Below are 26,082 nucleotides of genomic sequence, written 5' to 3'. Positions count from 1 at the left end.
AGATAACGGGCAAATTATTATTTAGGTTCGGTGCCAAACCATTTTTTATAGAGCGTGTTGTAGGTGCCGTTCTCTTTCAGGGTTTTCAGTGCGCCGTTTACTTTTTCACGTAAATCGTCGCTGCCTTTCGGGAAGGCGATACCATACTGCTGCGCTTCAATTGAATCGCCTACCGCTTTAAAGCGGCCTTTACCGGCGGTATGGATGAAGTAAAGGATGTTAGGCGTGTCATGCAGCACGGCGTCCGCACGGTTGGTGCCCAGCTCCATATAGGCGCTGTCGATATTCGGGAACTGACGCAGATCTTTGGATTTGATGTTGGCTTTCGCGTATTCCACGGAGCCGGTGCCGCTTTTCACTGCGACCACTTTACCGTTCAGATCGCTGATGCCTTTGATGTCGTTTTCATTGTTACGCACCATCACCTGCAGACCGCTTTTGTAATAGCCGTCAGAGAACTCAATCGCTTTTTTACGTTCTTCGGTAATGGTGATACCCGCCAGTGCCAGATCGACATTGCGCGTTTGCAGTGCAGGGATAATGCCGCTGAAGTCCATTGGCTTCAGGGTGTAATCGAGCTTCAGCTCTTTCGCAATGGCATCCCACAGATCCACATCGAAGCCGACATATTTATCACCCTGTTTAAATTCAAACGGAACAAAGGCGGTATCCGTGGCGACGACCAGCTTTTTGTCTGCTGCAGTGGAAGAGACAGAGAAGGCCAGCGCCAGCGCGGCCACAGAAACTTTTAACAGTGACTTCATCATTTTTCCTTTTTTTACTACCAGGCGGCAGGGCCTGCGTTTGCGGCTTGTCATATGAAAGAATTATGCCAACTTTGCAAAATCCGCGAAATCAGAGAGTTAAATAACATAGCTGACACGATTTTGCAGTTAATTCTGCCATTGCACCAGTTTGGTGCTCATTTTTGGTGCAGGTGGCTGTTTTGGTGCAAGCGGTAGTGTGCCTCAGATGTTAAGGCTGTGAAGCGGAGGAGGGAAGAACTGTTAACAGGGTCATAAAAATGCGGTAACACAGACGTAAAAAAGGCGGGTTTCCCCGCCTGACAGACTGCATTGAGTCTTATTCGATGTTCGCTTCGATAAACCACAGGAATTTATCAAGGTCACGTGATGCCGCAGTAAAGATATCAGCGGTATCTTCGTCTTTCACTTCAGTGATCGCTTTACGGGTGTCATTCGCGACAACGCTGTAACGGTCTGCCAGCGCTTTCAGATGATCCTGAACGCTGTGAATATTCAGCGGATAGCTCTTCAGCGGAGTCGTATCGTTAACGACCTGCGTGGTGCCCAGCGCCACGCCACCCAGCTGAACCACACGCTCGGCAATAGTATCCTGATGATCGGTAATCGCGGTGCGGAAGCCGTCCAGCATCTCATGCACACCGATAAAATTAGCACCGCGCATGTTCCAGTGCGCCTGCTTAGTGATCAATGACAGGTCAATAAACTCGACTACCAGACGGTTTAACACCGCGATGGTGGCTTTTTTATCGTCTTCGGCCACATCATTGCGGGTATAAATCAGGTCAGAAGATTTAGTTTTAACCAATTTAGCGGTACTCATCGTTTCAGTCCTCTCTTTGATGGTTGTCCTAATCAAGTACCGGATAAGTATAGCAGCGCTTTTCAGCTTTGCAGAAACGACTTTGTCGATGGATGAAATAGCGTGCGTCTTTAGTCAGAGCAGGGCTGGGCTAAGAAGGTTAATGCCATGTTAAAATATAAAAACAAATAAATAGATAATTAAATCATTAGGTTATTCTATTATGTAAATAACTGGTAAGTGTCTGTTTCAAAATAGACAACGCAGGAAGGAGCGAAGATTAGGAATAATTCTCATGATGAGCATGATTATTATTTAGCCCCGCCAGCAGGCGGGGCGGATAGCGTTTATTTTTGGATATCGTCTGATAATTCAACGCTGTTTAACTGACTCTTTTTCGGCCGCATGGTCAGCGTTGAACCTGCCGAGGCGATGATGATCGCCAGCAGCGCCAGCCACTGAAGCCCGGTCAGGGTTTCCCCCAGAAACAGCATGCCGGAAAAGGCAGCCATGGCGGGTTCCAGACTCATCAGCGTGCCGAAGATGCGCGCCGGTAAGCGGGTGAGGGCGATCATCTCCAGCGAATAGGGAATGGCGCTGGAGAGCAGGGCAACCAGCAACGCGATCGGCATAACGGCCCATGTCCAGATGCCACTTTCTGCGAACGTCAGCCCCAGCGGTACAAAAATCACTGAGGCAATCAGCGACCCGGTAGCTACTGTCGCCGGGCCATGTTCTGCGCCTGCCCGCTGTCCCGCCAGGATATAGATCGCCCAGCAGGCGCCTGCACTCACCGCCAGCGCAGCGCCCAGCGGATCAATCGCAGTCATGCCTGTGCCAAAAGGCAGCAGGAACCACAGACCAATCACGGCCAGCAGCACCCAGACAAAATCCAGTGGCCGGCGCGATCCGAATAGCGCCAGCGCCAGTGGGCCGGTAAATTCCAGTCCCACCGCCACACCCAGCGGCACGGTACGAATCGCCAGATAGAACGTGAAATTCATTGTGCCCAGCGCCAGTCCATACATCAGGAGTGGCAGACGTTGCTCCCGGCTAAAGCGTAAACGCCAGGGTTTGAAGATAATACAGAGTATCAGGGTGCCAAATCCCAGACGCAGCGCGGTGATGCCGGTAGCGCCAACGGCAGGAAACAGGCTTTTCGCCAGCGAAGCACCGCCCTGAAGCGACAGCATCGCAATCAGCAGTACGGCAATCGGCATCACTATCGGGGCAAGGTTTTTAGAAGCGGGAGAGGCAGACATCCTGTGTACTTTTCCTGGTCATCAACGTAATGAGTCAGCCAGTGTAAAGGAAATAGCAGGCAAAAAATCACGGAATGGGGTTTTAAATTTCTCTCAACTGAGCGATTTTTGGCCAGAATCAGGGCCATTTAGGTAAAGAAATGTCAGGTTTTTTTAGGATTTAACTTAAAGAACGAAATGAGCACAAAATGATTATTGCAGAAAGATGACGGATTTTATAAGAAAAATGAATGACATAGGTTGTCGCATTAACTTCCTGTTACACCAAACATTCTGTTAGACAACAAAATCCGGGCAGAGTTTCTCGCTATTTTTTGTTATATTTTCAGCGTTGTCAGGAGAGAAGTATTTTCACATTTGAGGTGGTTATGAAAAAAATTGCATGTCTTTCAGCATTAGCCTGTGTACTGGCAGTATCTGCAGGTTCAGCAATGGCACAGAGCACCGTAACTGGTGGCTATGCTCAGAGCGACTATCAGGGCGTAGCTAACAAAGCTAACGGCTTCAACCTGAAATACCGCTACGAAGACGGTTCTAACCCACTGGGTTGGATCGGTTCATTCACCTACACAGAAAAAGATAACACCGATTCTGGCATTTATAACAAAGGCCAGTACTACGGTGTGACCGGTGGTCCTGCTTTCCGTCTGAACGACTGGGCAAGCATCTACGGTGTTGTGGGTATCGGCTACGGTAAATTCCAGCAGAACGATACTTCATCACGCGATAAAACTGATTCAAGCGACGTAGGTTTCTCTTACGGCGCAGGTCTGCAGTTTAACCCAGTTCAGGACTTCGCAGTTGACGTTGGTTACGAGCAGAGCCGTATCCGTAACGTTGACGTTGGCACCTGGATTGCTGGCGTAGGTTACAGCTTCTAAGTTTAGCTTAGCTGACCTGCAAAAAAGCGGCCCCTTGTGGGCCGTTTTTTATTGTGCTGATTTACTCACCCTTCTCTCGTATCTGCACGTTTCCCGACTTTTCCGGATCGCTGTAGCCGATCAGCAGCCATGCTGGTTGAAGCCGCAGGTCATATTGATTCGATGGGGAAACAGGAAAAAGAGAGAGCAGAAAGGGAGAGTGCGCCTCTCAGCCAGCGGCTGAAAGGCATAGAATCAGGATTAGCCGCGCCAGATGAGATTCTCACAGCGACGATCGTCAGACTTATGGCCCAGCAGTTTTTCCAGCAACATCAGACGCAGTGTGAACGGTGAACGCGTCAGCAGGCACAGCCAGGATTTCATCTCCGTGGTTGTTTTCTTCTCAGCCTGGAAGCATTTACTGCAATCTAAGCAACATTTCAGGGTGCTCATAGAATCACCTCCCAATCATTGTCGACGCGGTAGTCAGCAGCCTGCGGTGAGAGGCGTCATCATCACCGGAGCAACAGAGGATCAACTGGGATCGCTCTTTTGCTGCTTACATTATCGTCAAATATAGCACTGGCTATATCCTTTAGCCAAGGCTAATGACGAAAAATTTGAGCTTCTTTGCGGCTGGTTTACAATGAGCGCAGCTAAATCCGTACAGCAGTGACAGTACGGGAAAAAATAATGAGGAAGCTGAATGAGTCGTCGTGCTAAAAGCGTGGTTTCTGCGCCAAAAGGACCACTGAAAGATATTGAAGAGCATGTCGAAGGTTTTCGGCAGGTGCGTGAAGCGCATCGTCGGGAATTAATTGATGACTACGTTGAGTTAATCTCTGATTTGATTGGTGAATTTGGCGAAGCGCGTCAGGTTGATATGGCGGCCCGCCTGGGCGTTTCACAACCGACCGTAGCGAAAATGCTGAAGCGGCTTGGCAGTGCCGGGCTGGTTGAACAGGTGCCTTACCGCGGTGTCTTTCTGACTGGTGAAGGAGAGAAACTGGCAGAGGAGAGTCGCGCCCGCCATCACATTGTTGAAAGTTTTCTGCTGGCGTTAGGCATCAGTCCCGAAACTGCCCGACGTGATTCAGAAGGTATTGAGCATCACGTCAGTGATGAAACGCTGGCCGTATTTAAGAAATTCTCCGAAACCCGTTAACGCTAAGGCGTACCCTCATCATGCCTCAACTGCTTCGATCTTTTTTGCATGACTCTGTTTTGCATTTATTAATTGTGATTGGTGTAGTTCTGGCATTTCTGGCGGATTTTCGCTGGGCCGATCTGCCCGGTGCCGTAGACTGGCATACCATTATTACGCTCACCGGGTTGTTGATCCTGACCAAAGGGCTGGAAACCAGTGGCTACTTTGACGTGCTGGGGGGACGACTGATTGCGCGTTTCCGGCACGAACGTGCGCTGGCGCTGTTTATGGTGCTGGCTGCCGCGTTGCTCTCTACGTTTCTGACCAATGATGTGGCGCTGTTTATTCTGGTGCCGCTGACGCTGACGCTGCGAAAGTTCTCTCACTTACCTATCTCGCGACTGATCATCTTCGAAGCGCTGGCGGTCAACGCCGGATCCCTGCTGACGCCGGTCGGCAACCCGCAAAACATTCTGCTGTGGAGCCACGGCAAACTAAGCGTTGTCGCGTTTATTGTGCAGATGCTGCCGCTGGCCGCCTGGCTGCTGCTTAGCCTGATGGTATTAACCTGGTTCAGCTTTTCAAAGCGCTCGATTGATAAGCATGACAACCCGGAACAGCCGCAGTGGCAGAAGCCGCTGTTTATTGTCAGCGTGGTGCTATACCTGCTGTTTATCGCCGGACTGGAGCTGGAAATCACCGGTTGGGTCCTGCTGCTGATTCTTGCCACGTTCCTGGTGATGGCGCGTCCGGTGCTGCTGCGCATCGACTGGAGCCTGCTGGCGGTGTTTATCGCCATGTTTATTGACGTCTTCCTGATGACGCGTCTGCCGGTGATGCAGGCTCACTTTGATGCGGTTTCTCATTTCGGTCAGGGGCAGCTCTACCTGCTGGCGATTGGTCTGTCACAGGTGATCAGCAACGTTCCGGCGACGATTCTGCTGCTGCAAAAAGTCCCGCCTGGCGATGTGCTGGCCTGGGCGGTCAATATTGGCGGATTCGGCCTGCTGCCGGGTTCGCTCGCTAACCTTATTGCCCTGCGTATGGCGAAAGATCGGGCCGTCTGGTGGCATTTCCATCTCTTTTCTCTCCCTCTGCTTGCCTGGTCGATGGCCAGCGGCTGGCTGCTGTTGCGGCTGCTTAATTAGGCCCGACGCATCCTGCTACCCGCCACAGGTGGCAGGATGTGCGCCATTTCTCAAGTTTCGTAAAGTTGCGCTGGATTTTGTCAGTTTCCGATATAAGGTTAACAGGACCTTTATGCCCGGGAATTAGGGCCTTAGCCAGTGATGGGAACTATGAGCGAGAATAACCAACGCGATCCACACCAGCAGGACGCAGAGAATGCGACGGATAAAAACCGTCAGTCAGAGGAAAATCAGGACAACGACCAGCAGCCTGAGCGTAAACGCCCCGGTAAAAAGCCGCTGATTATTCTGGCGGTAGTGGTGGTGATTATGCTGATTGTCGGCTTCTGGTTCTGGTTCACTACCCGCAATATTGAAACCACCGACGACGCCTTTACCGAAGGCGATGCCGTTACCATTGCGCCTAAAGCCTCCGGCTATGTCGTGAAGCTGCTGGTGAAAGATAACCAGCGGGTGAAGAAGGGCGATCTGCTGGTGGAGATCGATCCCAGCGACAGTCGTGCCCAGCGTGAACAGGCTAATGCGCAGCTCGGTTTAGCTGTCGCACAGCTGCATCAGGCGCAGGCTCAACTGGCGCTGTCAAAGGTACAGTATCCGGCACAGCGCGATCAGGCGCTGGCGGATCAGGCGAAAGCCGAAGCGAATCTGCTTAATGCGCAGGCGGATTATCGTCGCCAGCGCGGCGTCGATCCGCGTGCGACCAGTCAGCGTAATATCGACAGCGCGTCCGCGCAGTTACGTTCGGCGCAGGCGCAGTTACAAAGCGCGAAAGCACAGGTTGAAGTGGCGTCACAGGTTGCTCTGCAGATTCGCCAGCAGGAGACCAATGTTGAAGCGCGTCAGCAACAGGTTGAGCAGGCGAAGGCGCAGTTAAGCACGGCCGATCTTAATCTCTCCTATACCCAGGTTCGCGCGCCCTATGACGGGTTTGTCACCAAGCGTAACGTTCAGCTGGGCACACTGGTGCAGGCGGGATCGTCGCTGTTTTCGCTGGTCTCGCCTGAGATCTGGGTCACCGCTAACTTCAAAGAGTCTCAGCTGCAACACATGAATCCTGGCGACAAAGTTGAAATCAGCGTCGATGCCTGGCCGGATATGAAGCTGGAAGGGCATGTCGACAGTATTCAGATGGGCTCTGGTTCACGCTTCTCGACTTTCCCGTCAGAAAACGCCACCGGTAACTATGTGAAAATCGTTCAGCGCGTGCCGGTGAAAATCGTCATCGACAAGGGCCTTGATCCGAACCATCCTCTGCCGCTGGGTCTCTCTGTTGAACCGAAGGTAACGGTGGAATGAGTACGGCGCAGAGCTGGAAACCCGCCAGTAATCCGTGGTTAGTGGCGATCACGGTCACGCTGGCGGTGTTTATGGAGATCCTCGACACCACCATTGTTAACGTGGCGCTGCCGCATATCGCCGGTTCGCTCTCCTCCAGTTACGATGAGTCAACCTGGGTGCTGACCTCCTATCTGGTAGCGAACGGCATTGTGCTGCCTATCTCTGCGTTCTTCAGCCGACTGTTTGGCCGTAAACAGTTTTTCCTGATCTGCATCGTGATGTTTACCATCTGCTCCTTCCTGTGCGGCATCGCTACCGAACTGTGGCAAATCATTCTGTTCCGCGTGCTGCAGGGCTTTTTTGGTGGCGGATTGCAGCCGGTTCAGCAGTCTGTGCTGCTGGACTACTTCAAGGCGGAAGATCGCGGCAAGGCATTTGGGCTCTCCTCTATTGCCATTATTGTCGCGCCGGTGATTGGCCCGACATTAGGTGGCTGGATTACCGACAACTACAGCTGGCGCTGGGTGTTCTTTATCAACATTCCGGTCGGCGTGCTTACCGTGCTGGCGATCTATCAGCTGCTGGAAGATCCACCTTGGGAGCGTAAATGGGCCAAAGGTAAGCTGAAGATCGACTATATCGGCATCAGCCTGATTACCTTAGGACTGGGTTGTCTGCAGGTGATGCTGGATCGCGGAGAGGATGAGGACTGGTTTGCCTCGCACTTTATCGTGCTGTTCGCCATTCTGGCCTTGATTGGCATCGTCGGTGCCATCTACTGGCTGATGTATGCCCGTAAGCCAGTGGTCGATATTCTGGTGATGAAAGACCGCAACTTCTGGGTCGCCGGGCTGTTGATGGCGGGGATGGCGATGATTCTGTATGGCAGCTCCGTAGTGCTGCCACAGCTGGCGCAGCAGGATCTGGGGTACACCGCCACCTGGTCAGGTCTGGTGCTGTCGCCTGGCGCGGTGCTGATTGTGCTGACCATACCGCTGGTGCTGAAACTGATGCCAATCGTTCAGACGCGCTACATCATTGCCTTTGGCTTTAGCTGTCTGGCCGTGGCGTTTCTCTACTCCGCCACCTTAACGCCCAACGTTGATTTCACCACTTTGGTGTTGATGCGCAGCGCACAGTCAATCGGGCTGGGTTTCCTGTTTGTCCCGCTGACGACTATCGCCTTTGTCACCATTCCGCAGCGGCTTAATGCTGACGCCTCGGCGCTGTTTACCATGTTCCGTAACGTTGCCGGATCGATTGGGATTTCACTCTCGACCGCTGCCATTACCGAGCGCGAACAGGTGCGGTCAGCGCACATGGTGCATAACATGACGCCGCTGAATGAGCCGTTCAACATTACGCTTCAGCACTGGGCGCAGGCGATACGCGACTTTACCTCGGCGGTGGGCGATCCCGTCACGCTGGCAACCGGTCAGCTCTATCAGGAGATGATTGCGCAGTCGCGTATCCTCGCTTACATCGATGTCTTCTCAGGCCTGAGTATTGTCGCCCTGATTTTGATTCCATTTTGTTGGCTGCTGTCGCCGATTAAGAGCGAAGGCAGTGCAGGAGCACACTAACATGAAGGTTTTTTACACTCATCGCCTGAAACCCCTGAGTTTACTGCTGGCCCTCGGGCTGGCGGGCTGCGCCGTCGGACCTGACTATCAGGCGCCGAAACCTGCCGTGCCGGGTGGCTACAACACCCTGGATTCGCAGGAGGCGTCAAAGCCACAAAATGCCGCGATTAATTCACGCTGGTGGCGCAGCTTCAATGATCCGCAGCTCGACAGTCTGATTGAGCGCGCGATTGCGGGCAACCTGAGCCTGCAGCAGACGGTGCTGCGTATTGCCGGGGCACGTGAACAGCTGACGCAGGCGCAGGGCAGTCTGTTCCCCACCCTGGGCGGTTCAGCCAAAGTGACGCGTCAGCAGCTTGGGCTGGAAGGCTTGCTTAAATCCAATGGCGCAACCGATCAGCTCGACAGCAACGTGGCCAGCCAGCTCAATGGATTGACCCAGCCGGTTACCCTCTATCAGGGCAGCTTCGATGCCAGCTGGGAGCTGGATCTGTGGGGCAAAGTGCGCCGTCAGGTTGAGGCAGCTAATGCCCAGCAGCAGGCAGCGATAGAACAGCGCAACGATGCGCTGGTCTCACTGGAGGCCGAAGTGGCGCGAGCCTGGCTGCAGCTGCGTGGCGCGCAGAGCACGATTCAGACGCTGCAACAGCAGATTGAGGTGGCGCAGCAGACGACCGAGCTGACCCAAAGCCAGCAGCGTAATGGCCTGGCCCCGCTGACCGATGTGGAAAATGCGCGTGCCCAGCTCAGCACGCTGCAGGCGCAGCTGCCGCAGTATCAGTCGCAGGCACGGCAGGCGATGAATGGGTTAGCGGTGCTGCTCGGCAAGACGCCGGGGGCGCTGGATGCTGAACTCAGTACGCCAAAAGCGTTACCCCCGCTGCCACAGTTTGTCCCGGTAGGCATTCCTTCTACGCTGGCACGTCGTCGTCCTGATATTCGTCAGGCTGAAGCGACGCTGCATGCACAAACCGCTGAGATTGGGGTTTCTGTCGCGCAGCTTTTCCCGAGCCTGTCACTGACCGGCCAGCTGGGCGTGCGCAACACCGATGTCAGTTATCTGGATAACTGGAGCAGCCATTTCTACAGTTATGGCCCGTCGTTATCGATTCCGATTTTCCAGGGCGGACAGCTGGTGTCGAGCGTGAAGTTAGCGCGGGCACAGCAGGCCAGTGCCGCGCTGGATTATCGCCAGACGGTGCTGACGGCGTTGCAGGATGTGGAGAATGCGCTGGTCAGCTATCGCGCCGATCAGCAGCGGGTCACCGCGCTGGATGAGACAACCGGTGCGCTTCAGCGCGCCTTTGATCTCGCCAGCGACAGTTATCGCCAGGGGCTCTCGACCTTCCTGGAGGTGCTGGATGCGCAGCGTCAGCTGGCTCAGGCAGAGGAGCAGGCGACACAGGCGCGGATGCAGAGTGCACTCGATTTAGTGGCGCTCTATAAAGCGCTGGGCGGCGGCTGGGAGACTTACCAGAACGTGGATATGCCGCAATATCCGGTATTTGGCCCGGCCACGCAGGCGAATTAGTTATCCGGCGGTAGCTGCCTCTGCGCAGTTACCGCTTTATCTCTCCTCCGGCAGCGTTAAACCGATGCTGCCTTTCTCTCCATGTTGTTCATCATGATCTAACTCGTTGATAAAGAGAGCTTCTCAGCATCACTGGAACGGGTGCAGCCAGCAGAAAATAAAACAGTGGTAATCGCAGGGTTATTATCAGCGTCTCCGGCGAGCGATTAATTTTATGTTGCAGGCACTTTCCGGATTCAGGTTTTTGAGCTCTGTCACCTTTCTCAGTTTATTTCTTTGACGTTTTTTTAAGGCAACTTACGACTGAACGAGTGGGGGCGCGTGAGGCTATTCAGTCAGCCTGAGCCGGGCGGAACTGTTATTGCGCAGCTAAGCGATCTGCGAATAATCCGACTCTGCTATAAATCGCAGCGGCAAAAATGGTTAACAGGTGGCAAAGGGCATAATTAAAAAAGCTACCAGAGCGTTAATTCTTTTGCGCTATTTAACGGTGCCGGGGGTGGCTTTTTAAGCATAATCTGTAAGCTGGTGTGACTGGGGTCACGGGCAGGCACATTTTTAATCTGTTATCTCCGGCCCGTAAGCGTAAATAATGAGGCTGCATGGCCCGCATTTAGTTGATAGCGTTAACTGCCTTATGCCGGGATAATCTGCCTGAAATCGTTTTCAACTCCTGAGTAAAAGTGCCATTTGTTGTTAATTCAGCGTTAATAAAAGGTCAGGCACGCCCGATTTTAATAGCTCTGTTTTGCCCGAATTAATACTTAGGAATTATCTGTAGCGTAAAAATAATTTATTTTTTTATTTGAATTAGGTAGTCTTGGCGCTACAGTTTTATTAACCCCCCTTAATCAAGGACATTGTGATGAGTGACGCATTTAAGGTACTGAACAATATTCGCACATTACGTGCCCAGGCTCGTGAACTGCCACTGACCGATCTTGAAGAGATCCTGGAAAAATTAACGGTTGTTGTTACTGAGCGCCGTGAAGAAGCAGAAGCGGAAGAGACGCAGAATCGCGAAAAAGAAGAAAAGCTTTCTAAATATCGCGAAATGCTGCTGGCTGACGGCATCGATCCTAATGAATTATTAGGTGCACTGGAAAGCGGAAAAAAACGTACCAAGCGTGCGCCGCGTCCGGCTAAATATTCTTACACCGACGAAAATGGTGAGCAGAAATCCTGGACTGGCCAGGGCCGTACCCCGGCAGCGATTAAAAAAGCGCTGGATTCCGGTAAAAGCCTGGACAGTTTCCTGATCGATTGATCGACACAATCCTTGTAAGTGGGAGCCGGGGGGCCATCATGGCCTTCCGGCTTTTTTATTTCTGCCGGGATATCAATCACCCCGCAAGGAATCCACGGCTGACGCTGGCGTGCGCTGCGTCACATCTGGCATAATAGCCGCCGTTTTTTCATCCATTCTCTTCACAAAGGTCAATGCCGTGTTAGTTAGCAGCAATATCACCATGCAGTTTGGCAGCAAGCCACTGTTCGAAAATATCTCCGTTAAATTTGGCGGCGGTAATCGTTACGGTTTAATCGGTGCGAACGGCAGCGGAAAATCCACCTTCATGAAGATTTTGGGTGGCGATCTGGTGCCTTCAGGCGGCAATGTTTCTTACGATCCCAACGAGCGCATCGGTAAGTTGCGTCAGGATCAGTTCGCCTTTGAACAATTTAGCGTACTGGACACCGTTATCATGGGTCACCATGAGTTATGGGAAGTGAAGCAGGAGCGCGACCGTATTTATTCTTTGCCAGAAATGAGCGAAGAAGAGGGGTATAAAGTCGGCGATCTTGAGGCACTTTACGGTGAGATGGACGGCTATAGCGCGGAGTCTCGTGCCGGTGAGTTATTACTCGGCGTCGGCATTCCGGTTGAGCAGCATTATGGCCCGATGAGCGAAATTGCGCCGGGCTTTAAATTACGTGTGCTGCTGGCGCAGGCGCTGTTTTCTAATCCCGATATTCTGTTACTCGATGAACCGACGAACAACCTGGACATCGATACTATTCGCTGGCTGGAGCAGGTGCTGAACGAGCGTGACAGCACCATGATTATCATTTCGCATGACCGTCACTTCCTTAATATGGTCTGTACGCACATGGCTGATTTGGATTATGGCGAGCTGCGGGTTTATTCCGGTAATTATGACGAATATATGACCGCGGCGACCCAGGCGCGTGAACGTCTGTTATCCGATAACGCCAAGAAAAAAGCGCAGATTGCTGACTTACAATCGTTCGTCAGTCGTTTTAGCGCCAACGCCTCTAAATCGCGTCAGGCGACATCACGCGCTAAGCAGATGGATAAAATTAAACTGGATGAAGTGAAAGCCTCCAGCCGTCAGAACCCGTTTATCCGCTTTGAGCAGGACAAGAAGTTGTTCCGTAATGCGCTGGAAGTGGAAGGTTTGACCAAAGGATTTGATAACGGTCCGCTGTTTAAGAATTTAAATCTGCTGCTGGAAGTGGGTGAGAAGCTGGCGGTGATCGGTGCCAACGGTATCGGTAAATCAACACTGTTAAAATCGCTGGTGGGTCAGCTGACGCCAGATAACGGCAGCGTTAAATGGTCAGAGAATGCGCGTATTGGTTATTACGCTCAGGATCACGCCGATGATTTTGCCAATGACCTGACGGTATTTGACTGGATGAGTCAGTGGAAACAGCCTGGCGATGATGAGCAGACCATTCGCGGTATTCTGGGTCGCCTGCTGTTTTCGCAGGATGATATTAAGAAGCCGGCCAAAGTGCTTTCCGGTGGAGAGAAGGGTCGTATGCTGTTCGGTAAGCTGATGATGGAAAAACCGAACATTCTGATTATGGATGAGCCGACCAACCACCTCGATATGGAGTCGATTGAATCGCTCAATATGGCGCTGGAGATGTATGAAGGCACGCTGGTGTTTGTTTCACACGACCGTGAATTTGTCAGCTCGCTGGCAACCCGCGTGATAGAGCTGAAAGCAGACCGCGTGGTGGACTTCACCGGTAATTACGAAGATTACCTGCGGAGTCAGGGTATCGTCTGATTGAAACGGGGTGGCGCAGGTCACCCTGTTTTTTTTGGTGGCAATGAATGAGTTATATGCTTTTAGCTTGTTAGATGGTGTGGGTTGGGCAGGATGCCAGGCTCAGGGATTATCTGGCAGCAACGCATATACTTAAGGCGCAGGGAACACGGTCAGAGGAGGAAAGCGTCCCGCGCCATGGACAAAAACGCCGGGAGCGTTTTTGAACAACGCAACGCGTTGGCCCGGTACGGGCGCACCTCAGGGATGAGGTGCGTAATCGCGCGGGCCGAGCGCCCATGGATGGTTTAAGCGACTTTCCGATCTGACCGTGTTCCCTAAGCAGGTAAAAACTTCACCACGGTGCGGGCTTCATGAAGCACAGGCGTTCCTGCCGACGCTACGCGCTACCACCACACACTTCACAGTGCGCATCCTGCGCTACCTTCATGCTGCGGAACTCCGCGCTCATCGCATCGTACATCAGCAACCGGCTGGTGGCGGGCGTGCCAAATGCCGTCAGCACTTTAATCGCTTCCATCGCCTGCATCGCACCAATCACGCCAACCAGCGGAGCCATGACGCCCGCTTCCACGCAACTCAGGGTTTGTTCCCCAAACAGGCGGCTGATGCAACGATAGCAGGGTGTGCCGGGCTGCCAGTTGAATACGCTGATCTGACCTTCCATCCGAATCGCGGCGCCGGAGACCAGTGGCACCCGCTGCTGACGACAGAGCCGGTTAAGCTGCTCACGCACCGCAACGTTGTCGGTGCAGTCAAGCACCACCTGCTGCCTGGCGATCAGCGCCAGCAGCGCTGCATCGTCCAGCTGTCCATTGACCGGATGCAGCTGACAGTGCGGATTGATGGCGGCCAGGCTTTGTGCGGCGGAGTCCACTTTGGCACGACCAATGTCAGCATCGTGATGCAGGATCTGCCGTTGCAGGTTAGAGTGCGATACGGTATCGAAGTCGAGCAGCGTCAGGCTACCGACACCGGCAGCCGCCAGATAGGGCGCAGCCGCGCAGCCGAGTCCGCCCAGCCCGACGACCAGCGCATGACTCGCTTTCAGCCGCTCCTGACCGTCGAAATCAAAGCCGCGCAATACAATCTGCCGGTTGTAGCGCAGCATCTCCTCATCGCTTAATTCAGGCAGCATTTACGCCTCCAGCAGGGCGTTGAACGGTTCCACCTCGACCCATTCGCCCGGTTCAACATTGCCGCGATCCCGTTCCAGCACAATAAAACAGTTTGCCTGGGCGAAGGAGCTGAAGACGTGCGAACCCTGCATCCCGGTGGTTTCCACCTCCAGTTCACCCTGTGCGTTCTGTCGCAGGATACCGCGCTGGAAATCGAGCCGGCCAGGTGACTTTTTCAGCCGCGAGGCGCAGCGCACTTTCTGACGTGGCGGCAATGCTGATTTTTGCTGGCCGGTGAGGGTGGCAAGCAGCGGCTGAACGAGCTGATAAAAGGTCACGGCGGCGGAGACCGGATTACCTGGCAGGCCGCAGAACCAGCTGCTGTTGAGGCGGCCAAAGGCAAATGGCTTGCCAGGCTTGATCGCCAGCTTCCAGAAGCTGATGGCACCAAGCTCTTCCAGCATCGTTTTGGTGAAGTCCGCTTCGCCCACCGAGACGCCGCCGGTAGTAATCACGACATCCGCCTGCCGATCGGCCTCGGTGAAAGCAGCACGCAGTGCGGCCGGGTCATCTTTGATGATGCCAAGGTCGATGACTTCGCAACCCAGCTTATGCAGCATCAGTGATACCGCAAAGCGGTTGGTGTCGTAGATCTGGCCTTCGGCCAGCGGCTCGCCTACCGGCTGAAGTTCATCACCGGTGGAGAAGATAGCGACCCGCAGTTTTCGCAGCACGCTGAGCTGCGCGATACCCAGTGAGGCGAGCAGTGGCAGCTCCGCCGCGCCCAGCCGCGTTCCCGCTTCCAGCACCACGGTGCCTGGCTGAATGTCATCGCCGATGAGACGAATATTCTGTCCGGGACGGACCGGCGCGGTGATCATAATCGCATCACCCTGTGTTTCGGTCTGCTCCTGCATTACTACTGCTTCACAGCCTGCAGGCACCGGCGCACCGGTCATGATGCGAATCACGCTGCCCTGCGGCCACTCACCGCTAAACGGTGCGCCGGCAAAGGCTTTACCCGCCACTGGCAGCGGCTGACCGCTGCTGGCGTCTGCCAGTCTGACGGCGTAGCCATCCATTGCAGAGTTATCAAATGGCGGGACGGCAATCGGTGAGGTCACCGATTTGGCGGTGATACGCCCGACCGCTTCGGCCAGCGGCACGCTAAGAGAGTCGGTGACGGGCGTCAGCTGTGACAGCATTTTTTGTTGTGCCTCCTCAAGGGAGATCAAGCCTGCAGTAAAACTTTCCATGGATATTCCAGCCTGGTTATCTCAGATGCTGCCTATTATGGTGGGAATTAGCCGCTGAGTCACATCGGTGTCGGCCTGACTTGCCTGTTGTTGTGGCCAAAGTGAAATATGGCGGTAAGAAAAGGTTATAACCACAGGAACAGTTTCCGCTTTACAACACTTAGCAGGCTTTCTATAGTCAAAAATCACCAAAAATGGGTGAAAACCATTTTAAATCAGTGTTTTTCGTCCTGATGCAACCACAGGGTAGATCGTTATGGTCAATGCAGTGATCGCCATTCATGGAGGCGCCGGTGCCATTACGCGCTCAGCAATGAGCGCCGAAAAAGAGCAACTCTATCGTCAGGCGCTACACGATATTGTCACTCAGGGCCAGCAGATACTGGCTCAGGGCGGCAGCGCACTCGATGCGGTGACCGAAGCGGTGCGGCTGCTGGAAGAGTGCCCGCTGTTCAACGCCGGTAAAGGCGCGGTCTTCACCCATCAGGGCACCCATGAACTCGATGCCTGCATCATGGATGGCCGCACGCTGGGTGCAGGGGCGGTCGCGGGCGTAACGCGGGTACGGAATCCGGTGCTGGCGGCACGTGCCGTGCTGGAACATAGCGAGCATGTCCTGTTTATCGGCGAGGGCGCAGAGCAGTTTGCTGAGGCGCACGGGCTGGAAATGGTCACGCCTGATTACTTCTCGACCCCGGAACGCTGGGAGCAGTTGCAGCGCGCGCTGAACAGCGATACGGCAGTGCTGGACCATGATGGAGCCGCGCACAGCGATGACCCGCTCGACCCGGACCGTAAGTTTGGTACGGTGGGGGCCGTCGCGCTGGATCTTGAGGGCAACCTCGCGGCCGCCACGTCAACGGGCGGTATGACCAACAAGCAGGCCGGGCGGGTCGGCGACTCGCCGCTGCCGGGCGCAGGCTGCTACGCCAGCAACGACAGCGTGGCGGTCTCCTGTACCGGCACCGGAGAAGTCTTTATGCGGACGCTGGCGGCCTATGATGTGGCAGCCCAGATGCGCTATGCCGGGCGATCACTGCAGCAGGCCACGGTTAATGTTATTCATGACAGTGTGCTGGAGCTGGGCGGCAGCGGGGGGCTGATTGCCGTCGACCGCGCAGGCAACGTAGCGCTGCCTTTCAACAGCGAAGGGATGTATCGCGGTGTGGCGCGGGTTGGCGAAGTGGCAGACGTCGCTATCTATCGCGAAAGTTAAGGAGCAGAGATGAGCGACAGGCAAACGTTACCGCCGCTGGCCCCTGAGCAGGTCCTGGCGGTGCGCGATCTCAATGTGCGTTTTCAGCACGAAACCACCGTCACTGACGCGGTGCGTCATTTATCACTCGATCTGTTTCGCGGCGAAACGCTGGCGCTGGTGGGGGAGTCAGGCTCGGGGAAATCAGTGACCTCGCTGGCGCTGATGCGGCTGATTGAGCAGGCTGGCGGGAGGGTCAGCGGCGAGGTGCTGTTGCGGCGTCGCAACGGCGACGTGCTGGATCTGATCCGCGCCTCAAAAGGTCAGATGCGGCGGGTGCGCGGTGCGGATATGGCGATGATCTTTCAGGAGCCGATGACCTCGCTGAATCCGGTCTTCTCCGTGGGCGAGCAGATCGCGGAATCCATCCGTCTGCATCAGGGTCTGAGCCACGCTGGCGCGCTGGCCGAAGCGCGCCGGATGCTGGATCTGGTACGAATCCCGGATGCGCAAAATGTATTATCCCGCTTCCCGCATCAGCTGTCGGGCGGGATGCGCCAGCGCGTGATGATCGCCATGGCGCTCTGCTGCAAACCGGCCCTGCTGATTGCCGATGAGCCGACCACCGCGCTCGACGTCACCATCCAGGCGCAGATTTTGCAGCTTATCCGCGTGCTGCAAAAAGAGATGCAGATGGGGGTGATTTTTATCACTCACGATATGGGCGTGGTCGCCGAAATGGCCGATCGGGTTCAGGTGATGTATCGCGGCGAAGTAGTAGAAAATGCCCCGGTAGCCAGGCTGTTCAGCGCACCGCAGCAGCCCTATACCCAGGCACTGCTGGCGGCGGTGCCAAAGCTCGGTTCGATGCAGGGCCAGCCCCTGCCGGCCAAATTTCCGTTGCTGCACAGCGATGCCGTTGATGACGTACCGCAGGATACGGTTCGCCGCCTGCAGCCACCCATTTTGCAGGTGCGCGATCTGGTCACCCGCTTTGATATTCGCGGCGGCCTGCTGAACCGCGTCAAAAGCCGGGTGCATGCCGTCGAAAAAGTCAGTTTTGATCTCTATGCCGGTGAGACGCTGGCGCTGGTGGGCGAGTCTGGCTGTGGTAAATCGACCACCGGGCGATCGCTGCTGAAGCTGGTGGCCAGTCAGGGTGGCACCCTGACGTTTGACGGACAGCGGATAGACCATTTGTCGGGTGCCGCGCTGGCCCATCTGCGACGCGACATTCAGTTTATCTTCCAGGATCCCTACGCCTCGCTGGATCCCCGGCTGACGGTTGGCTTCTCCATTATGGAGCCGCTGCTGGTCCACAAGGCGATGCCGCGTCGCGAGGCGGAGCAGCGCGTCGCCTGGCTGCTGGATAAAGTGGGTCTGCTGCCGGAACATGCTCAGCGCTATCCCCATGAATTTTCCGGCGGCCAGCGTCAGCGCATCTGTATAGCCCGCGCGCTGGCGCTGAATCCCAAAGTGGTGATCGCTGATGAGTCCGTCTCGGCGCTGGATGTGTCAATTCAGGCGCAGATTATTAATCTGATGCTCGACCTGCAGCGCGAGTTTGGCATCGCCTTCCTGTTTATTTCTCACGATATGGCGGTGGTGGAGCGTATCAGCCACCGCGTGGCGGTGATGTATCTCGGTCAGATTGTCGAGATGGGGCCGCGTCAGGCGGTGTTTGAGCAGCCTCAGCACCCTTACACCCGAAAACTCATGGCAGCGGTGCCGGTAGCCGATCCGGCTCACCGGCGTCGCGAACGAGCCTTACTGGTCGATGAGATCCCCAGCCCGATTCATGCGTTAGGGGATGAACCTGAAGTGGCGCCGCTGATGGAGGTGGCTCCGGGCCATTTCGTCGCCCGCCACGTTATCAGTGCGACCTGAACAGTGACGATGTCGCCCCGGCGACCAACCCGACAGGGATTACAGGAGAACAAGATGCAGATTACGATGCGTAAAGGGTTACTGGCGGCTGGCGTGTTAAGCAGCGCAATGGCATTGCCCGCCTGGGCAGCACAGGATGCGGTGATTGCCGTCGCGTCCAACTTCACCACTCTCGATCCCTATGACGCCAACGACACGCTGTCGCAGGCTGTCGCGAAATCCTTCTATCAGGGCCTGTTTGGCTTTGATAAAGAGATGAAGCTCACTAACGTGCTGGCTGAGAGCTATCAGGCCAGCGCCGACGGCCTGACCTATACCATTAAGCTGCGTTCCGGAGTTAAATTCCAGGATGGCACTGACTTCAATGCGGAAGCGGTAAAGGTCAACCTCGATCGCGCCAGCAATCCGGATAACCATCTCAAGCGCTACAACCTGTTTAAACATATCGCCAGCACCGAAGTGGTGGATCCAACTACGGTAAAAGTAACGCTGAAAGAGCCGTTCTCCGCCTTTATCAACATTCTGGCCCATCCGGCGGCGGCGATGATTTCGCCCACCGCGCTGAAAAAATATGGCAAAGAGATCGGTTTCCATCCGGTAGGAACCGGCCCGTTTGTGTTTGAAACCTGGAACCAGACCGATTTTGTGAAGGTGAAGAAGTGGGACGGCTACTGGAAGCCGGGCTATCCGAAGCTGGACAGCATTACCTGGCGACCGGTGGTGGATAACAACACCCGCGCGGCGATGCTGCAGACCGGCGAAGCGAACTTTGCTTTCCCGGTGCCCTATGAGCAGGCAAAACTGCTGGAGAAGAACAGCAAGCTTGCTGTGGTAACCACGCCATCGATTATGCAGCGTTACATCAGCCTTAATGTCACTCAGAAGCCGTTCGATAATCCGAAGGTGCGTGAAGCGCTGGAATATGCCATCAACCGTCAGGCGCTGGCGAAAGTGGCGTTCTCCGGTTACGCCACGCCTGCTACCGGCATCGTGCCGCCCACCATCGACTTCGCTCAGACCTATCCGGCCATCAGCTACGATCCGGCCAAAGCGAAAGCCCTGCTGAAAGAGGCGGGTTACCCGAACGGGTTTGAAACCACGCTCTGGTCGTCACACAACCACAGCACCGCGCAGAAAGTGTTGCAGTTCACCCAGCAGCAGCTGGCGCAGGTTGGCGTGAAAGTTAAAGTTACGGCGATGGATGCGGGTCAGCGTGCCGCTGAAGTAGAAGGCAAGGGCCAGAAAGAGAGCGGCGTGCGCATGTTCTACACCGGCTGGTCCGCCTCAACCGGCGAAGCGGACTGGGCACTGACGCCACTGTTTGCTACTACGGCCTGGCCACCGGCGATCTTCAATACCGCGTTTTACAGCAATCCTAAGGTCGATAAAGATCTGGCAGATGCGCTGAAAACCACCGATCGTGCCGAGAAAGCGCGTCTCTACAAAGATGCGCAGGATACCATCTGGCAGGATCATCCGTGGATCCCACTGGTGGTTGAGCAGCTGGTTTCTGCCAACAGCAAAAACCTCAGCGGTTTTTATGTGATGCCCGATACCTCATTCAATTTCGATGAGGCAACTCTGAAGTAACGGAGCAGGCCAGCCCGCGAGGCTGGCCGCAGCTGCAGGATGTTGCATGTTTAACTATTTTCTCAAACGACTCTTTGGGCTGATCCCCACGCTGCTGATTGTGGCGGTGCTGGTGTTCCTGTTTGTTCACCTGCTGCCGGGCGACCCGGCGCGTCTGATCGCCGGGCCGGAAGCCGATGCCTCGGTGGTGGCGCTGGTGCGTCAGGAGCTGGGACTCGACCTGCCGCTGCCGCAGCAGTTCTGGCACTTTATGCTGAATGCGCTGCAGGGCGATTTCGGCCAGTCGATGGTCTCGAAGCGGCCGGTCGCGGAGGAGATCGCCTCACGCTTTATGCCAACTTTGTGGCTGACACTGGTCAGCATGATCTGGGCAGTGATTTTTGGCATGGCAATCGGCATCGTTTCCGCTGTCTGGCGCAATCGCTGGCCCGATAGACTGGGGATGACGCTGGCGGTGTCGGGCATTTCGTTTCCCGCCTTTGCGCTGGGCATGCTGCTGATGCAGGTCTTCTCGGTGGAGCTGGGATGGCTGCCAACCGTCGGTGCAGAGAGCTGGAAACATTATATTCTGCCCTCCATCACCCTGGGTGCGGCGGTGGCGGCGGTGATGGCGCGCTTTACCCGTGCCTCGTTCGTGGAGGTGATGCAGGAAGATTATATGCGGACCGCCCGGGCCAAAGGGGTGCGCGAGTCGCTGGTGGTGGTCAAGCATGGCCTGCGCAACGCCATGATCCCGGTGGTAACGATGATGGGGCTGCAGTTTGGTTTCCTGCTGGGCGGCTCGATCGTGGTCGAGGTGGTGTTTAACTGGCCGGGCCTGGGGCGACTGCTGGTCGATTCCGTGGCGATGCGCGACTACCCGGTTATTCAGGCGGAAGTTTTGCTGTTTTCACTGGAGTTTATTCTGATCAACCTGTTTGTCGACATGCTCTATGCGGTGATTAATCCCGCTATTCGCTTTAAGGAGTCGCGATGAAAAACTGGCGACGCGAAGCGGCACTGAAAACGATGCCGCTGATTGCGGAGAATCGGGTGCGAACGCCGTGGCGTGAATTCTGGCGGCGTTTCAGAGGGCAGCCGGTGGCGCTGCTGGCCGGGCTGTTTGTGCTGGTACTGATTGTGCTGGCGGTTATTGCCCCGTGGATTGCGCCGTTCGACGCAGAGAACTACTTCGATTATGACCGGCTCAATGACGGCCCCTCGCTGATGCATCTGTTTGGCGTCGATTCGCTGGGGCGTGACATTTTCAGTCGGGTGCTGGTCGGCACGCGGATTTCCCTGATTGCGGGCTTCTTTTCGGTAGTGATCGGCGCGCTGATCGGCACATTCTTTGGTCTGTTAGCCGGCTATTACGAAGGCTGGTGGGACCGCATCACCATGCGTATCTGCGATGTGCTGTTTGCCTTTCCCGGCATTCTGCTGGCGATTGCGGTGGTGGCGATTATGGGCAGCGGCATGAGTAATGTGATTGTGGCGGTCGCTATCTTCAGTATCCCGGCTTTTGCCCGGCTGGTTCGCGGCAATACGCTGGTGCTGAAGCATCAGACCTATATTGAGTCGGCACGCAGCATCGGCGCTTCTGACTGGACTATCCTGATGCGGCATATCCTGCCCGGCACGGTATCGCCGATTGTGGTCTATTTCACCATGCGGGTCGGTACCTCAATCATTACCGCGGCCAGCCTGTCGTTTCTGGGGCTGGGCGCACAACCGCCTACGCCGGAGTGGGGGGCGATGCTGAATGAGGCGCGGGCCGACATGGTCATCGCGCCTCACGTGGCAATTTTCCCCAGCCTGGCCATCTTCCTCACCGTTCTGGCATTTAATTTACTCGGAGACGGGCTGCGCGACGCACTTGATCCTAAACTAAAGAGATGAAACCTTTCGATTATGATCAGGACTTCAGCACTATCGACTTCCGCCAGCACCCCGAGCTTTATCAGGTCGGGCGTGGTGAGCAGGGCGTGCTGATGGTCGAGCCTTATAAAGGCGAAATACTGCCACACTGGCGTTTTCGTACCGTTCCCATTGCTGAAGAGTCGGCTGAGAAAATCATGGCGCTGTTTGAGGAGTATCGGCGCAAAGATGATTTTGTCGGCATGGATATGGCGCGCAAATTTATTCAGATGGGGTATACCCGTGCGCGCCGTTACAGCAACCACAAGGGCGGACGCAAATATGATGCGGATGGCAAGGAGCTGCCGCGCGGTGTCAACGAGGAAAAAGCCGCGGCGGCGGCTGTTTTCAAAGGCTACTGGGACAAACTTCGTGCAGATGAAGACTATCTGCGACGTAAAAAAGCGCATCAGCAGCAGTATGGCTAAGCGTTAATCCTGCTCTCCCGGCAGCTGTTACCTCCTGCTGCCGGGGTTGTTTTAATGAACCCGTCCTGCTCAATCCTATCCCTCATTCCTTGCCTGCAACGGTTCTGCTGCAGCGCCCGTGCTGCCAGATGCGCAGCCGTTTCGCCACGCCCCAAAACGCCATAGCCCGCCACGCTTGCCAGATAAACTCACACAGCAGACAAGAAACCTTTTCTGCTGGCGAGCCGGGGGCGTAAAGTAGTGAAAAAACGCGTAAAAGCCGATCCACAGCACAGGCAAAAAAACGGGCGGTTCAAACCGTGCTTTTTCCAATAACTTCCCGTGCTATAAAAAGAAATTGGCTGCGGAGCCTCTGACTGGTGAACAAGCGAAACGCTGACAGTGGCCGTTGTTTAGAGCATCCGGTAAAAGGCGGGTTGATATTCACTTGTTTTCATTAATAATAAACGGGCAAACCCCACTGAGGGGGCTATGCCCCTCAGGTAATGAAATGGATAATGTGAGAGCTAAATAATGAAAGAGATCATCAACGGATTTCTGAATTTCCAGCAGAATGTGTTTCCTGAAAGGAAGGATCTTTTCAAAAGCCTGGCATCAAATCAAAATCCGAAAGCGCTGTTCATCTCCTGTTCAGATAGCCGTCTGGTGCCTGAACTGGTGACGCAGCAGGAGCCAGGAGAGCTGTTCGTTATCCGCAATGCGGGCAACATCGTTCCCTCATTCGGCCCGGAGCCAGGCGGTGTCTCCGCCACTATCGAATATGCGGTGGTCGCGCTGGGCGTCTCCGACATCATCATCTGTGGTCACTCTAACTGTGGTGCCATGAACGCCATCGCCTCCTGCGCCTGCATGGATACCATGCCTGCGGTTGAGCACTGGCTGCGCTATGCCGATGCGGCAAAAGCGGTGGTTGAGCAGCGTGAGTATGACTCGCCAGAGAAGAAGCTGAACGAGATGGTCAAAGAGAACGTCATCGCCCAGTTGAACAACATGAAAACCCATCCTTCCGTCTCCGTCGCGCTGCGTAACGGTAAGCTGCGTCTGCACGGCTGGGTTTACGATATCGAAAGCGGCACCATTATGGCGCTGACCCAGGGTGGCAAACAGTTCATCACCCTGTCTGAGAATCCTGATACCTGCTTTGAGTAATATTTTTCGCCCGCTGTGCTCTGCAGCGGGTTTTCCTGCTATTTATTCTGCATAACAGCGTTAAATCGCCTCTGTTATTCTGCATTTCCCCTCTGGCTTATCTATGCTTGCTTAAACCTTCCTGATACAAGCGAGTTGATGATGCGTAAAACTTCCGTTGCTGCTCTTCTGGCGGTCTCTGCCGTGCTGCTCAGTGGTTGTACTTCTCATGTTGCTGATAAACAGCAATATTCAGGTTTTTTAAGCGATTACAGCCAGTTGCAACCGACGTCGTCAGCCAGTGGTGAACCGACTCTGCGCTGGATTTCACCCGATTATCAAAGCAGCCATTATAAAGATGTGCTTTATACATCGCTGATCTACTACCCGGCGGCGCACCCCACGCCACGCGTCACTCAGCAAACGCTGGATCAGGTGCTCAGTTACACCGAGATCCAGCTAAAAGGCGCGATAGCCACCCGCCTGCCGCTGGTGAATCAGGCTACGTCGCATACTCTGAAGGTAAGGGCCGCCATTACCGCCGTGTCAGCAGAAAATCAGGGCGTGCAGTTTTATGAAGTGGTACCGGTTGCCGCGGTCGTTGCCAGCACCATGGCGGCGTCAGGGCATCGTACTCAGAACAGCGAACTGTTTCTGGAGATAGAAGCCAGCGATGCGGTGACGGGCAAACCGATGATCCGGGTGGTTCGCAAAGCCTTTGGCAAAACGGTCAGTAACAGCAATACGCCGATCACCTTTGACGAGCTGAAGCCTGGTATCGATACGATGGTGCGTGACACGGTAAGTTTTAACGCGCCCTGACTCTGACGGGCGACAGCAGAGCGCTGTCGCCCTGATTAATCTTTTGTAAATCCTCAACATCATTGCAGAGGGGCTGACTACGCTTAAGGGCATTCTATCCCGTCAGGAGATCGTTATGGCCCGTTTCTCAACTGCCTTGTTGCTAAGTGGCTCCCTGTTCTGTACCGCCCCCCTGTTTGCCGCCGACGTAAAGGTCGAGGTATTACAGGATAAGTTACAACATCCATGGTCCGTCGCCTTCCTGCCGGACAATAAAACGCTGCTGATTACCGAACGTAGCGGACAACTGCGCAGCTGGAGCCCGGAGAGCGGCCTGTCGCAGCCGATCCAGGGCGTGCCAAAGGTCTGGGCAGAACGGCAGAGTGGCCTGCTGGACGTGGTGCTGGCACCCGATTTTGCCACCAGTCGTCGCGTCTGGCTTAGCTATACCGAAGCGAACAGCAGTGGCAAAGCGGGCGCGGTGGTAGGCGTGGGCACGCTGAGCAAGGATAACCGGCAACTCAGCGATTTCCGCGAGGTGATTCGGCAGACGCCGATGCTCTCCAGCGGCAACAACATCGGTACCCGGCTGGCGTTTGATACCCAGGGCTATCTCTGGATCGCCTTCGGCGATAACTTTGCCAGCAGCGCTGCGCAGGATCTCGATAAGCTGCAGGGCAAACTGCTGCGGCTCAACGCCGATGGCAGCGTGCCGGACGATAACCCGTTTGCGAAACAGCGCGGCGCACGGCCAGAGATCTGGGCCTATGGTTTGCGTAATCCGCAGGGGCTGGCGCTTAACCCCTGGACCGGCAAAATATGGGAAAATGAACATGGCCCGCGCGGCGGCGATGAAGTGAATATCATGGAGCGGGGCAAGAATTACGGCTGGCCGCTGGCAACCTACGGCATCGACTATAGCGGTGACAAAGTGCCGGAGTCACAAGGCACACAGGTTGCGGGTACCGAACCGCCGCTTTATCACTGGAAGGATTCTCCGGCCATCAGCGGCATGGCGTTCTACAATAGCGCCCGTTTTCCGCAGTGGAAAAACTCGCTGTTTATCGGCGCTCTGAAAGAGAAAAACCTGATTCGTCTGAGTATCAACGGCGAGAAAGTGGTGGAAGAGCAGCGTCTGCTGGACGATCAGAAGGCGCGCATTCGCGATGTGCGTCAGGGGCCGGATGGCTGGCTCTATGTGCTGACCGATGAGGCCAATGGCAAGCTGCTGAAAGTGGGATTAGCGCAGGACGCTGGTGCGTCCCGCGGCTAAGAGCCTGTCCCCAGGCTATTTTATTGGTCAGTCTGGGCCAGGGCAGTGCTCACACAGGCTGCTTTAGCAACCTGAACGCCCGTCAGGGCGGCCCTGA

General features: G+C 55.1%; 23 protein-coding genes. 17 read left to right on the top strand and 6 right to left on the bottom strand.

Annotated elements, in window-relative coordinates; all coding sequences use genetic code 11:
- Positions 1-17 precede the first annotated feature (17 nt).
- The 3 genes from glnH to rhtA all read right to left on the bottom strand — a co-directional run bounded on the left by glnH (position 18) and on the right by rhtA (position 2,828).
- Positions 18-764, bottom strand: coding sequence for a glutamine ABC transporter substrate-binding protein GlnH (gene glnH, locus ACO6VX_RS08320; RefSeq protein WP_422458070.1), 747 nt, complete (start codon positions 762-764; stop codon positions 18-20).
- A gap of 319 nt (positions 765-1,083) precedes the next feature.
- Positions 1,084-1,587 (bottom strand): DNA starvation/stationary phase protection protein Dps, encoded by a 504-nt coding sequence (gene dps, locus ACO6VX_RS08315; protein ID WP_010254336.1) that lies wholly within the window; start codon positions 1,585-1,587, stop codon positions 1,084-1,086.
- A gap of 326 nt (positions 1,588-1,913) precedes the next feature.
- The gene (gene rhtA, locus ACO6VX_RS08310) at positions 1,914-2,828 is read right to left on the bottom strand and encodes a threonine/homoserine exporter RhtA (protein ID WP_422458069.1); all 915 of its coding nucleotides are present in this window, start codon (positions 2,826-2,828) and stop codon (positions 1,914-1,916) included.
- A 368-nt stretch (positions 2,829-3,196) separates the two neighbouring features.
- On the opposite strand from rhtA, the gene ompX reads away from it, so the two are divergent.
- Positions 3,197-3,709, top strand: a complete 513-nt coding sequence (gene ompX / locus ACO6VX_RS08305) for an outer membrane protein OmpX (RefSeq protein WP_010254344.1) — start codon at positions 3,197-3,199, stop codon at positions 3,707-3,709.
- 240 nt (positions 3,710-3,949) lie between these two features.
- Here the strand turns inward: ompX and ACO6VX_RS08300 are convergent, their stop codons facing one another.
- Entirely contained in the window at positions 3,950-4,141 is a 192-nt protein-coding gene (locus ACO6VX_RS08300) for a hypothetical protein (RefSeq protein ID WP_122458979.1), read from the bottom strand.
- A 253-nt stretch (positions 4,142-4,394) separates the two neighbouring features.
- Between ACO6VX_RS08300 and mntR the strand changes: the two genes are divergently transcribed.
- The 7 genes from mntR (at position 4,395) to ACO6VX_RS08265 (ending at position 13,413) form a co-directional block, all read left to right on the top strand.
- Positions 4,395-4,853 (top strand): manganese-binding transcriptional regulator MntR, encoded by a 459-nt coding sequence (mntR, locus tag ACO6VX_RS08295; protein WP_010254350.1) that lies wholly within the window; start codon positions 4,395-4,397, stop codon positions 4,851-4,853.
- Positions 4,854-4,873: 20 nt separating this feature from the next.
- On the top strand, positions 4,874-5,983 hold the full coding sequence (locus tag ACO6VX_RS08290; protein WP_022625975.1) for an SLC13 family permease: 1,110 nt from the start codon (positions 4,874-4,876) through the stop codon (positions 5,981-5,983).
- Positions 5,984-6,133: 150 nt separating this feature from the next.
- Complete coding sequence (locus ACO6VX_RS08285; RefSeq protein ID WP_422458068.1) at positions 6,134-7,279, top strand: HlyD family secretion protein; 1,146 nt, start codon at positions 6,134-6,136, stop codon at positions 7,277-7,279.
- Positions 7,276-8,844, top strand: coding sequence for a DHA2 family efflux MFS transporter permease subunit (locus ACO6VX_RS08280; RefSeq protein ID WP_010254360.1), 1,569 nt, complete (start codon positions 7,276-7,278; stop codon positions 8,842-8,844). The genes ACO6VX_RS08285 and ACO6VX_RS08280 overlap by 4 nt, the downstream gene beginning before the upstream one ends.
- 1 nt (position 8,845) lies before the next feature.
- A complete protein-coding gene (locus ACO6VX_RS08275; RefSeq protein WP_052270853.1) occupies positions 8,846-10,375 on the top strand; it encodes an efflux transporter outer membrane subunit in 1,530 nt (509 codons plus the stop codon).
- Between the two features lie 865 nt (positions 10,376-11,240).
- Positions 11,241-11,642 (top strand): H-NS family nucleoid-associated regulatory protein, encoded by a 402-nt coding sequence (locus ACO6VX_RS08270; RefSeq protein WP_003850507.1) that lies wholly within the window; start codon positions 11,241-11,243, stop codon positions 11,640-11,642.
- Positions 11,643-11,820: 178 nt separating this feature from the next.
- Entirely contained in the window at positions 11,821-13,413 is a 1,593-nt protein-coding gene (locus ACO6VX_RS08265; protein WP_010254366.1) for an ABC-F family ATPase, read from the top strand.
- A gap of 379 nt (positions 13,414-13,792) precedes the next feature.
- Here ACO6VX_RS08265 and moeB read toward each other — a convergent pair whose 3' ends face one another.
- Together moeB and moeA are read right to left on the bottom strand one after the other, a co-directional pair.
- Positions 13,793-14,551, bottom strand: coding sequence for a molybdopterin-synthase adenylyltransferase MoeB (gene moeB / locus ACO6VX_RS08260; protein ID WP_033771233.1), 759 nt, complete (start codon positions 14,549-14,551; stop codon positions 13,793-13,795).
- On the bottom strand, positions 14,552-15,787 hold the full coding sequence (moeA, locus tag ACO6VX_RS08255) for a molybdopterin molybdotransferase MoeA (RefSeq protein ID WP_422458067.1): 1,236 nt from the start codon (positions 15,785-15,787) through the stop codon (positions 14,552-14,554).
- 256 nt (positions 15,788-16,043) lie between these two features.
- Here moeA and ACO6VX_RS08250 point away from each other — a divergent pair, with 256 nt between their 5' ends.
- The 9 genes from ACO6VX_RS08250 (at position 16,044) to ACO6VX_RS08210 (ending at position 25,985) form a co-directional block, all read left to right on the top strand.
- A complete protein-coding gene (locus ACO6VX_RS08250; protein ID WP_022625970.1) occupies positions 16,044-17,003 on the top strand; it encodes an isoaspartyl peptidase/L-asparaginase family protein in 960 nt (319 codons plus the stop codon).
- Positions 17,004-17,012: 9 nt separating this feature from the next.
- Complete coding sequence (locus tag ACO6VX_RS08245) at positions 17,013-18,869, top strand: dipeptide ABC transporter ATP-binding protein (RefSeq protein WP_422458066.1); 1,857 nt, start codon at positions 17,013-17,015, stop codon at positions 18,867-18,869.
- 54 nt (positions 18,870-18,923) lie between these two features.
- Positions 18,924-20,459, top strand: a complete 1,536-nt coding sequence (gsiB, locus tag ACO6VX_RS08240; RefSeq protein ID WP_010669736.1) for a glutathione ABC transporter substrate-binding protein GsiB — start codon at positions 18,924-18,926, stop codon at positions 20,457-20,459.
- 46 nt (positions 20,460-20,505) lie between these two features.
- Positions 20,506-21,435, top strand: a complete 930-nt coding sequence (gsiC, locus tag ACO6VX_RS08235; RefSeq protein WP_010254376.1) for a glutathione ABC transporter permease GsiC — start codon at positions 20,506-20,508, stop codon at positions 21,433-21,435.
- Complete coding sequence (gene gsiD, locus ACO6VX_RS08230; RefSeq protein WP_010254377.1) at positions 21,432-22,337, top strand: glutathione ABC transporter permease GsiD; 906 nt, start codon at positions 21,432-21,434, stop codon at positions 22,335-22,337. The genes gsiC and gsiD overlap by 4 nt, the downstream gene beginning before the upstream one ends.
- On the top strand, positions 22,334-22,783 hold the full coding sequence (locus ACO6VX_RS08225) for a DUF4385 domain-containing protein (protein ID WP_010254385.1): 450 nt from the start codon (positions 22,334-22,336) through the stop codon (positions 22,781-22,783). The genes gsiD and ACO6VX_RS08225 overlap by 4 nt, the downstream gene beginning before the upstream one ends.
- Positions 22,784-23,296: 513 nt before the next feature.
- Positions 23,297-23,932, top strand: a complete 636-nt coding sequence (locus ACO6VX_RS08220) for a carbonic anhydrase (RefSeq protein WP_010254395.1) — start codon at positions 23,297-23,299, stop codon at positions 23,930-23,932.
- A 141-nt stretch (positions 23,933-24,073) separates the two neighbouring features.
- Complete coding sequence (locus ACO6VX_RS08215) at positions 24,074-24,733, top strand: DUF3313 domain-containing protein (protein WP_010254398.1); 660 nt, start codon at positions 24,074-24,076, stop codon at positions 24,731-24,733.
- Positions 24,734-24,848: 115 nt separating this feature from the next.
- On the top strand, positions 24,849-25,985 hold the full coding sequence (locus tag ACO6VX_RS08210; protein WP_010254401.1) for a PQQ-dependent sugar dehydrogenase: 1,137 nt from the start codon (positions 24,849-24,851) through the stop codon (positions 25,983-25,985).
- The last annotated feature ends 97 nt before the right edge of the window (positions 25,986-26,082 follow it).

Source organism: Pantoea sp. BJFS-204 (assembly GCF_049310725.1).
Lineage (GTDB): Bacteria > Pseudomonadota > Gammaproteobacteria > Enterobacterales > Enterobacteriaceae > Pantoea > Pantoea agglomerans.
The sequence above is the reverse complement of the archived record's forward strand: the minus strand, read 5'-3'. Positions and strand labels throughout refer to the sequence as shown.

Bases quoted from the DNA above. Each gene is read 5' to 3' on its own strand.
- moeA (WP_422458067.1), bottom strand. From the start codon at position 15,787: ATGGAAAGTTTTACTGCAGGCTTGATCTCCCTTGAGGAGGCACAACAA.
- ACO6VX_RS08210 (WP_010254401.1), top strand. From the start codon at position 24,849: ATGGCCCGTTTCTCAACTGCCTTGTTGCTAAGTGGCTCCCTGTTCTGT.
- ACO6VX_RS08300 (WP_122458979.1), bottom strand. From the start codon at position 4,141: ATGAGCACCCTGAAATGTTGCTTAGATTGCAGTAAATGCTTCCAGGCT.
- gsiD (WP_010254377.1), top strand. From the start codon at position 21,432: ATGAAAAACTGGCGACGCGAAGCGGCACTGAAAACGATGCCGCTGATT.
- ACO6VX_RS08290 (WP_022625975.1), top strand. From the start codon at position 4,874: ATGCCTCAACTGCTTCGATCTTTTTTGCATGACTCTGTTTTGCATTTA.
- ACO6VX_RS08280 (WP_010254360.1), top strand. From the start codon at position 7,276: ATGAGTACGGCGCAGAGCTGGAAACCCGCCAGTAATCCGTGGTTAGTG.
- rhtA (WP_422458069.1), bottom strand. From the start codon at position 2,828: ATGTCTGCCTCTCCCGCTTCTAAAAACCTTGCCCCGATAGTGATGCCG.
- mntR (WP_010254350.1), top strand. From the start codon at position 4,395: ATGAGTCGTCGTGCTAAAAGCGTGGTTTCTGCGCCAAAAGGACCACTG.
- ACO6VX_RS08245 (WP_422458066.1), top strand. From the start codon at position 17,013: ATGAGCGACAGGCAAACGTTACCGCCGCTGGCCCCTGAGCAGGTCCTG.
- ACO6VX_RS08270 (WP_003850507.1), top strand. From the start codon at position 11,241: ATGAGTGACGCATTTAAGGTACTGAACAATATTCGCACATTACGTGCC.
- moeB (WP_033771233.1), bottom strand. From the start codon at position 14,551: ATGCTGCCTGAATTAAGCGATGAGGAGATGCTGCGCTACAACCGGCAG.
- ACO6VX_RS08250 (WP_022625970.1), top strand. From the start codon at position 16,044: ATGGTCAATGCAGTGATCGCCATTCATGGAGGCGCCGGTGCCATTACG.
- ACO6VX_RS08285 (WP_422458068.1), top strand. From the start codon at position 6,134: ATGAGCGAGAATAACCAACGCGATCCACACCAGCAGGACGCAGAGAAT.
- ACO6VX_RS08220 (WP_010254395.1), top strand. From the start codon at position 23,297: ATGAAAGAGATCATCAACGGATTTCTGAATTTCCAGCAGAATGTGTTT.
- dps (WP_010254336.1), bottom strand. From the start codon at position 1,587: ATGAGTACCGCTAAATTGGTTAAAACTAAATCTTCTGACCTGATTTAT.
- ompX (WP_010254344.1), top strand. From the start codon at position 3,197: ATGAAAAAAATTGCATGTCTTTCAGCATTAGCCTGTGTACTGGCAGTA.
- ACO6VX_RS08275 (WP_052270853.1), top strand. From the start codon at position 8,846: ATGAAGGTTTTTTACACTCATCGCCTGAAACCCCTGAGTTTACTGCTG.
- glnH (WP_422458070.1), bottom strand. From the start codon at position 764: ATGAAGTCACTGTTAAAAGTTTCTGTGGCCGCGCTGGCGCTGGCCTTC.
- ACO6VX_RS08215 (WP_010254398.1), top strand. From the start codon at position 24,074: ATGCGTAAAACTTCCGTTGCTGCTCTTCTGGCGGTCTCTGCCGTGCTG.
- gsiB (WP_010669736.1), top strand. From the start codon at position 18,924: ATGCAGATTACGATGCGTAAAGGGTTACTGGCGGCTGGCGTGTTAAGC.
- gsiC (WP_010254376.1), top strand. From the start codon at position 20,506: ATGTTTAACTATTTTCTCAAACGACTCTTTGGGCTGATCCCCACGCTG.
- ACO6VX_RS08225 (WP_010254385.1), top strand. From the start codon at position 22,334: ATGAAACCTTTCGATTATGATCAGGACTTCAGCACTATCGACTTCCGC.